Genomic DNA, 8,123 nt, shown 5'->3' with positions numbered 1-8,123 from the left:
AGCCCGCGCCCGGCCGGGGCCAGTGCTTCCGGCCCCGCGTACTCGGCCCAGTCCAGGTCGTTGTCCGGCAGCAGCACCGGCAGCAGCACCCGCACCCCGCGCTCCCGCAGGGCGTCCAGCAGCGGCCGCGTCCCCGGCTCGGAGCCCACCGAGACGTACGCGGCCACCGTGGCACCGGGACCGGCCAGCTCCCCGGCGTGCCCGGCCAGCGCATCGGCCGCCGCGGCGCGCTCCCCGGCGGCCAGCTCGCGCCGTCGCGTCAACAGCCGTGTCCTCAGGCCGCTCTTCTCGTTGTGCATCCGATCCTCCTGGTCTCCGCACCGTCGACGCGCAGAGCCTGACACGCGAAAGGGCGCCCCCATTGACCACCCCGCTGCTGGTCCAGGCCCTGGCCGGGCTGAGCGCCCCCGCACTGGCCGGTGCCGCCGTCCTCGGAGTGCGCGGCCGGCGCGAGCGGGCCGGGGCCGCCGCCGGGGCGGAGCGGCTGCGCGGCCGGATCGCCGAGCTGGAGGACCGCTGCGCCGAACTGGAGCGCACCGCCTCCTGCGACCCGCTCACCGGCGTGTGGAACTACCGCCACCTCCAGCTCACCCTCGACCGGGAGATCGAACGGGCCCGCCGCGCCGAGCACACCGAGCAGGCCGAGGGGCCGCGCCCGCTCGCCGTGCTGATGCTGGCCATCACCGGCTTCGACGCGGTCGTCGCCGAGCACGGCAGGGCCAGGTCGGGCGCGGTGCTGCGCGACCTCGCCCAGCGGCTCGCGATGGAGATCCGCCGGGCCGACACCCTCGGCCGGTACGGCGGCGAGGAGTTCCTGGTGGTGCTGCCGGACACCGGCGCCGAGGGTGCCGCGCAGGTCGCCGAACGGCTGGTCTGGTCGGTCCGCCGGCACCTGCTGCTGGACTGGTCCTCCGGTCCGCGCGAGTCCCGCCCCGCCGACGGCAACGGCCTGACCGCCGCCGCGGGCATCGCCGTCCTGCCCGAGGACGGCACCCACGCCGCCGTCCTGCTGCGCGCCGCCGACCGGGCGCTGGCCGCCGCCCGGGACGCCGGCGGCGACTGCTGGCGGCTCTCGGCACCGGCCACGGACACCGAGCGGCGTCGCGCCGACCGCTCAGAACCGGCCGGCCGCACTCCCGATCACGGGCCGGACACCGAACGCGACCGTCCGGGCGCACCGCCCGCCACCGTGGCCGGGCCCCGCGACGTGCTCTCCTAGCGGTCCGTCCGTCCGACTGCGCCCGGCCGGGCGAAAACGTGCCTGAGTAAGGTGTACGCATGACGACGACGAACTCCCGAGTTCCGGTTACCAAGGCCGTGGTACCCGCGGCCGGACTGGGCACCCGCTTCCTCCCGGCGACCAAGGCCACCCCGAAGGAGATGCTCCCGGTCGTTGACAAGCCGGCGATCCAGTACGTCGTCGAGGAGGCCTCCGCCGCGGGCCTGTCCGACATACTGATGGTCACCGGCCGCAACAAGCGCGCCCTGGAGGACCACTTCGACCGCGCCTACGAGCTGGAGGAGCTGCTGGTCCGCAAGGGCGACGAGCAGCGCCTGGCCAGGGTCCGCGAGTCCGTCGAGCTCGCCAACATGCACTACGTCCGCCAGGGCGACCCGAAGGGCCTGGGCCACGCCGTCTCGGTCGCCGAGCAGCACGTCGCCGGCCAGCCCTTCGCCGTCCTGCTCGGCGACGACCTGATCGACCCGCGTGACCCGCTGCTCGCCCGGATGATCGAGGTGCAGCAGGAGCTCGGCGGCTCGGTCGTCGCCCTGATGGAGGTCGACCCCGCCCAGATCCACCTCTACGGCTGCGCCGCCGTCAAGGCGAACGGCTTCGGTGAGGACGTCTTCCAGGTGACCGACCTGGTCGAGAAGCCCGAGCCCGGCGAGGCCCCGTCGAACTACGCGGTGATCGGCCGCTACGTCCTCGACCCGCTGGTCTTCGACGTGCTGCGGGAGACCCCGCCCGGCCGCGGCGGCGAGATCCAGCTCACCGACGCCCTGCGCGAGCTGGCCACCCGCGAGCCGGCGGACGGCGGCCAGGTGCACGGCGTGCTCTTCAAGGGCCGCCGCTACGACACCGGCGACCGCGCCGACTACCTGCGCGCCATCGTCCGCCTCGCCGCCGAACGCGACGACCTGGGCCCGGAGTTCCGCACCTGGCTGCGGGAGTACGTCGGTACCGAGATGCAGGACTGACGCAGCACCGACCACGACAGAGAGCGAGCCGCCGATGACCGGGTCCACCGAGCACAGCACCACGCCCAGCGCCTGCTGCGACGCCGGAGCGGACCCGGCCCCGGCGGCTCGCCTCTGGACGGTGGACGAGCACCTCGCCGACGTGCTGGCCTCGGTCGGCCCGCTGCCCGCGATCGAGCTCCAACTGCTCGACGCCCAGGGCTGCCGGCTCGACGAGGACGTGGTCGCCGACGGTGACCTGCCGCCCTTCGACAACAGCTCGATGGACGGCTACGCGGTCCGCACCGCTGACACCGAGGGCGCCACCGACACCTACCCGTCGGTGCTCTCGGTGGTCGGCGACATCGCCGCCGGCGCCGGGGAACTGCCCAGGGTCGGCCCCGGCCAGGCTGCCCGGATCATGACCGGCGCCCCGCTGCCGCCAGGGGCCCGGGCCGTCGCCCCGGTCGAGTGGACCGACGGCGGCACCGGCACCGGGGTCGCCGCCGCCGCGATGACCGCACCGGTCCCCGACGAGGAGGTCCGGGTCCTGCGCCCGGTCGCCGAGGGCGCGCACATCCGCCGCCGCGGCAGCGACGTCACGGCCGGCGACCGGGTGCTGGACGCCGGCACCCGGCTCGGCCCCGCCCAGCTCGGCCTGCTCGCCGCGATCGGCCGGGCCACCGTGAAGGTCCGCCCGCGCCCCCGGGTCGTGGTGCTGTCCACCGGCAGCGAGCTGGTCCAGCCCGGCGAGCCGGTCGGCCCGGGACGGATCACCGACTCCAACAGCTTCACCCTCACCGCGGCCGCCCAAGAGGCCGGCGCCATCGCCTACCGGGTCGGCGCCGTCCCGGACGAGGCCGACCGGCTGCGCGCCGTCCTGGAGGACCAGCTCGGCCGGGCCGACCTGATCGTCACCAGCGGCGGGGTCAGCGTCGGCGCGTACGACGTGGTCAAGGAGGTCTTCGAGTCCTACGGGGGCGTGGACTTCCGCAGGCTGCGGATGCAGCCAGGCAAGCCGCAGGGCTTCGGCCGGATCGGCGGCGCGGCCGGGGTGCCGCTGCTCGCCCTGCCCGGCAACCCGGTGAGCGCCTACATCTCCTTCGAACTCTTCGTTCGCCCGGTCATCCGCACCATGCTCGGCGCCGCCGAGGTGCACCGCCCGGTGGTCCGCGCGCTCTGCCCGGCGGCACTGCGCTCCCCGGCCGGGCGCCGGCAGTTCCTGCGCGGCCGGTACTCGGCGGCGGACGGCACGGTCGAGCCCGTGGGCGGCGCCGGATCGCACCTGGTCGGCGCGCTGGCCCGGGCGAACTGCCTGATCACCGTCCCCGAGGACGTCACCGCACTGCCCGCGGGCAGCGAGGTCGACGTGGTGTTGCTGGACTCCTGATCGGGTCTCAGGACCGGGGAACGGTACGGTAGCGCGGTATTCGACCTGCGCGCCTCTGGAGTTACCCGTGACGACACCTCCCCCCGGCGACCGCCTCACCCACGTCGACGACCAGGGCGCGGCCCGCATGGTCGACGTCTCCGAGAAGGCCACCACCGCGCGCACCGCCGTGGCGGCCGGCCGGGTGCGGGTCTCCCCGCAGGTGGTCGAGCTGCTGCGCGGCGAGGGCGTGCCCAAGGGCGACGCCCTCGCGGTGGCCCGGATCGCCGGGATCATGGGCGCCAAGAAGACGCCGGACTTGATCCCGCTCTGCCACCCGATCGCCGTCTCCGGGGTCAAGGTCGACCTCGCGGTCGCGGACGACGCGGTCGAGATCACCGCCACCGTGAAGACCGCCGACCGCACCGGCGTCGAGATGGAGGCGCTGACCGCCGTCGCGGTGGCCGCGCTGACCGTCGTCGACATGGTCAAGGCGGTGGACAAGGGTGCCACGATCGAGTCCGTCCGGGTGCTGAGCAAGACCGGCGGCAAGAGCGGCGACTGGTTCGCCCCCGAGGTGGGCGCATGAGGGCCCTCGCCGTCACCGTGTCCAACCGGGCCTCGGCCGGGGTCTACCAGGACAGGGGCGGCCCGCTGCTGGTGGCCGGCCTGACCGCGATGGGCTTCACCGCCGACGGCCCCCGGGTCGTCCCGGACGGCGAGCCGGTGGAGGCCGTGCTGCGCGAGGCCGTCGCGGCCGGCTACGACGTGGTGCTGACCACCGGCGGCACCGGCATCTCGCCGATGGACCTCACCCCCGAGATGACCGCCCGGGTGATCGACCGCGGGGTCCCCGGCATCGCCGAGGCCATCCGTGCGTACGGTCGCGAGAAGGTGCCGACCTCGGCGCTCTCCCGCGGGCTCGCCGGGCTCGCCGGACGTACCCTGATCGTCAACCTGCCGGGCTCGACCGGCGGCGTCAAGGACGGCCTGGCCGTCCTGGAGCCGCTGCTCGCCCACGCCGTCGACCAGCTCGGCGGCGGGGACCACCCCCGGCCCGACGACGCAGCAACCGGGAGCGCGCACTGAACGCCGGCTGGCCGGTAGAACTCCACGAGGGGGAGGTCGTGCTGCGCCCCATCAGGGCCCGCGACCAGCGCGAGTGGCAGGAGGTGAGCCGCCGCAACCGGGACTGGCTGCGCCGCTGGGAGGCCACCGTGCCGCCCGGCCCTGCCGGCCGGGTGGCGGGCCCGAGGCCGACGTACCGGCAGATGGTCCGCTTCCTGCGCGGCGAGGCCTCGGCGGGCCGGATGCTGCCCTTCGTCGTGCTCCACAAGGGCCGGCTGGTCGGTCAGCTGACCGTCGGCGGGATCACCTGGGGATCGATGTGCTCGGCGAACATCGGGTACTGGGTGGACGAGGGGGTGGCCGGCCAGGGCATCATCCCGACCGCCGTGGCGCTCTCGGTGAACCACTGCTTCCGCACGCTCGGACTGCACCGGATCGAGGTCTGCATCCGTCCGGAGAACCGCCCGAGCCGGCGGGTGGTGGAAAAGCTCGGCTTCCGTTCGGAGGGAATCCGTCCGCGCTATCTGCACATCGACGGCGACTGGCGCGACCACCTCGTCTACGCGTTGACCGACGAGGAGGTCCCGGAGGGGATGCTGGAGCGCTGGCGGGCGCTCAGTTCCGGGTGTGAGCCACGTAATTGAATATATGTTCGAAAGAAATATCGATATGGCATCGACAGGGCACCGGACCCCCACAAATAGCGGCAAAATAGTCGGAGAATCAGCTTGATCACACGACACGCCGCACCAAATTGCTGCCAGGCCTTCCCGTGCGCCCGTACGGTGTGAATCGTGAGCAGTAGCGGCCTTATCTACGCCGTCATCGTAGGGGCCTGGGCCGCCTATCTGGTGCCGATGTGGCTCCGCAGGCAGGACGAACTCAACGAGGCGCGCCCGACGGAACGCTTCAGCACCGCCATCCGCCTGCTGGCCGGGCGTTCGGGGCTGGAACGACGGGCAGCCCGGGCCCTGGGCGACGAACCGCGTGACGACGAGCAGAACGACGACGGTCCTCCCGAACGGGACGGGGCCGCCTCAGGCGACCCCGCGCGGGAGCCCGAACCCCCGGCACAGCGCCCGGCCGAGCGGCCGGCCCCCGCGCCGAGGGCCGGCATCGACCGCCGGGCGAGACTGCTGGCCCGGCGGCGCCGGATGGTCACCGCCCTCTTCTTCTCCTTCGCGCTCGGCGCGGTGGTCGCCGCGGTGGCCGGGCTGACCTTCCTCTGGGTCCCGGCGGTCCCCGCGGTCCTCCTCACCTTCTACATCGGCCACCTGCGCAAGCTGGAGCGCCAGCGGTACGAGGTGAAGCTCGACCGGGTCCGGGCGGCCCAGGCGGCCGAGCGGCTGCGCAAGCGCGAGCAGCAGCGGGCCGAGGCTCCGGTGCCGGACGGCGCCCCCGCCGAGGCCCCTGCCGCCGCGGAGCCCGTCCGGGCCGCGCCCGCCGGGAAGCGGTCCGCGCGCCGTCCGCACCTGCGGCTGGCCGCCGACCCCGAGCAGGTCACCGTCTCGGTGTCCTCGGCGTCCGCGGTGGCCGAGGCGACCGAGCACGAGGAGTGGGTCGACGGCATGCGCGAGCGCGGTGCGGCCGGCCCGGACTCCTGGGAGCCGGTGCCCGTCCCGCTGCCGACCTACGTGACCGCTCCGGTCGCCCCCCGGGTCTCCCGCGGCCTCGACCTGTCGGCTCCCGGCACCTGGACCGCGGGCCGCCCCGCCGAGTCCCGCAAGACCCCGCTGTTCGACCAGTACGCCGAGCCGCAGGCTCCCGAGTCGCGCCCGCGCGCGGCCAACGAATGAGGGCCGGCCGCCCCCCGACCAGCAGCGCGATCGGGGGGTGGTCACGGACCACCTTCGAAAGGTGCTAGAGTTTCTTCTCGTTGGGGCTGTGGCGCAGTCCGGTAGCGCACCTCGTTCGCATCGAGGGGGTCAGGGGTTCGAATCCCCTCAGCTCCACCCGACAGGCCGGCTCAGCCGGTCGACGAAATCCCCCCGGGAGGCAACTCCCGGGGGGATTTCGCGTTTTGGGAGCCGGGCCGGGCGGCGGGGGCGATTCCGGGGTGGTCGCGGGTGGCCGCGGTCGGCTGTGGGGGAGGTCACACCACCCTTCCGGGTTCGATTCTGACGCCGTTTGGGCTCCAGGGGGGCCGGTCGCGGCGGGCGGGCCCGGAGGCTGGCGAGGAGACGATCCGGTCCATCTCGACGGGGTGCCAGCGCGGTGCGCGAGTTCGGTCTGAAGCGGTGGGCACGGCGGTCGGGCCCGGAGGGGTCCGGCGGCGCCGCGGGAGCCGGCGGGCCGAGTTCCCGGACCCTCCCCGCGGTCTGCGTGGCAGCCGTGTCACTGGCGGTGTTCGCCTGGTTCCGGCACACCCTCGGAGCCTCCATGGTCGACATGCTGGTCTACCGGGCCGAGGGCGGGGCCGTCGTCCGCGGCGAGGACCTGTACGCGATGCGGCTGCCCGGCTGGGACCTGCCGGCCACCTACCCGCCGTTCGCCGCGCTGCTCTTCGTGCCGAGCACCTGGTTCGACGTGAGCACCCTGCGGGTCCTGGTGATGCTCCTCAACTACGCGCTGCTCGCGACGGCCGTCCACCTGTCGCTCGACCTGGCCGGCCGGCCGAGGCGGCACCGCGCGGCCGTGGTGGTCCTGGCGACCGGCCTCGGCATCTGGCTGGAGCCGGTCTTCACCACCTTCCGGTACGGCCAGGTCAACCTCGGCATCCTCTGCCTGGTCCTGTGGGACCTGACCCGCCCGGACCGCGACCGCTGCAAGGGCGTGGGCATCGGCCTGGCCGCCGCCGTCAAGATCACTCCCGGCCTGTTCGCCGTCTACCTGCTCCTGACCGGCCGGGTCCGGGCAGCCCTGGTCTCGGCCGGCACCTTCCTGGCGGCCGGCCTGACCGGCTGGGCCGTGCTGCCGGACGCCTCGTACGGGTTCTGGACCGGCTACCTCTGGGACCCGGGCCGGGTCGGCTCGACCGTCCTGGTGGACAACCAGTCGCTGCGCGGAGCCGTCTGCCGGCTGCTCGACGCCGGTGACCCCGGGCTGGTCGGGCTCGTCGCCCCGGCGCTGGCCGGGACGCTCGGGCTCGGGGTGGCGGTGACGGCCGGACGCTCGGCGCGGGTGCTGCGCAGGGCCGACGCCTGGGGGGCGGTCTGCGCCGCGCTCACCGCGCTGCTGGTCTCGCCGATCAGCTGGACCCACCACTGGGTCTGGTGCGTCCCGCTCATCGCCCTGCTGGCGTCGGAGGCCGGGAGCAGGGCCCGACAGGTGCTGTTCGGCCTGACCGTGCTGGTGTTCCTCTCCCACGCCATGTGGAGGGTGCCGTCCTCCATGCGGTGGGGCCGTGGGGTCGCCTGGTACTGGCAGCTGCCCGGCGCGGTCTACCCGTCGATCGCGATCGCCGTCCTGGCGGTCCTGGGCGTGCGGCTGTACCGGGCCAGGCGGCCGGCCGTGGACGGCGCCGGCGGCGGGGCCGGGGTGCTGTCGGCCGCCGGGCCGGGCCGCGATC

The 8,123-nt window shown here is 74.5% G+C and carries 9 protein-coding genes and 1 tRNA gene; 9 read left to right on the top strand and 1 reads right to left on the bottom strand.

Going from position 1 to position 8,123, the window contains the following annotated elements; all coding sequences use genetic code 11:
• Positions 1 to 299 (bottom strand): 5-formyltetrahydrofolate cyclo-ligase (locus BU198_RS18280; RefSeq protein WP_223244580.1); only part of this gene is annotated, 299 nt, incomplete at its 3' end.
• Positions 300 to 361: 62 nt separating this feature from the next.
• Here BU198_RS18280 and BU198_RS18275 point away from each other — a divergent pair.
• From BU198_RS18275 to BU198_RS18235, 9 genes are all read left to right on the top strand, one after another.
• Positions 362 to 1,219: a GGDEF domain-containing protein gene (locus BU198_RS18275; protein ID WP_188297929.1), complete on the top strand. Its 858-nt coding sequence runs from the start codon at positions 362 to 364 to the stop codon at positions 1,217 to 1,219.
• A 59-nt stretch (positions 1,220 to 1,278) separates the two neighbouring features.
• Positions 1,279 to 2,199 carry a UTP--glucose-1-phosphate uridylyltransferase GalU gene (gene galU / locus BU198_RS18270; RefSeq protein WP_188297928.1) on the top strand — a complete coding sequence of 307 codons (921 nt, stop codon included), beginning with the start codon at positions 1,279 to 1,281 and terminating at the stop codon, positions 2,197 to 2,199.
• A 34-nt stretch (positions 2,200 to 2,233) separates the two neighbouring features.
• Positions 2,234 to 3,568 carry a gephyrin-like molybdotransferase Glp gene (glp, locus tag BU198_RS18265; protein WP_188297927.1) on the top strand — a complete coding sequence of 445 codons (1,335 nt, stop codon included), beginning with the start codon at positions 2,234 to 2,236 and terminating at the stop codon, positions 3,566 to 3,568.
• Between the two features lie 127 nt (positions 3,569 to 3,695).
• A complete protein-coding gene (moaC, locus tag BU198_RS18260; RefSeq protein ID WP_223244583.1) occupies positions 3,696 to 4,136 on the top strand; it encodes a cyclic pyranopterin monophosphate synthase MoaC in 441 nt (146 codons plus the stop codon).
• Positions 4,133 to 4,636, top strand: coding sequence for a molybdenum cofactor biosynthesis protein B (locus BU198_RS18255; RefSeq protein ID WP_188297925.1), 504 nt, complete (start codon positions 4,133 to 4,135; stop codon positions 4,634 to 4,636). The genes moaC and BU198_RS18255 overlap by 4 nt, the downstream gene beginning before the upstream one ends.
• A gap of 38 nt (positions 4,637 to 4,674) precedes the next feature.
• Entirely contained in the window at positions 4,675 to 5,259 is a 585-nt protein-coding gene (locus tag BU198_RS18250) for a GNAT family N-acetyltransferase (protein WP_411293205.1), read from the top strand.
• Positions 5,260 to 5,409: 150 nt separating this feature from the next.
• The gene (locus BU198_RS18245; protein WP_188297924.1) at positions 5,410 to 6,411 is read left to right on the top strand and encodes a hypothetical protein; all 1,002 of its coding nucleotides are present in this window, start codon (positions 5,410 to 5,412) and stop codon (positions 6,409 to 6,411) included.
• Positions 6,412 to 6,493: 82 nt separating this feature from the next.
• A tRNA-Ala gene (locus BU198_RS18240) sits at positions 6,494 to 6,567 on the top strand.
• 370 nt (positions 6,568 to 6,937) lie between these two features.
• Positions 6,938 to 8,123: glycosyltransferase 87 family protein (locus tag BU198_RS18235; protein WP_188297923.1), on the top strand; the 1,186-nt coding region annotated here is incomplete at its 3' end.

The sequence above is a fragment of the Streptomyces sp. CBMA156 genome, from assembly GCF_014596515.1.
Lineage (GTDB): Bacteria > Actinomycetota > Actinomycetes > Streptomycetales > Streptomycetaceae > Kitasatospora.
The sequence above is the reverse complement of the archived record's forward strand: the minus strand, read 5'-3'. Positions and strand labels throughout refer to the sequence as shown.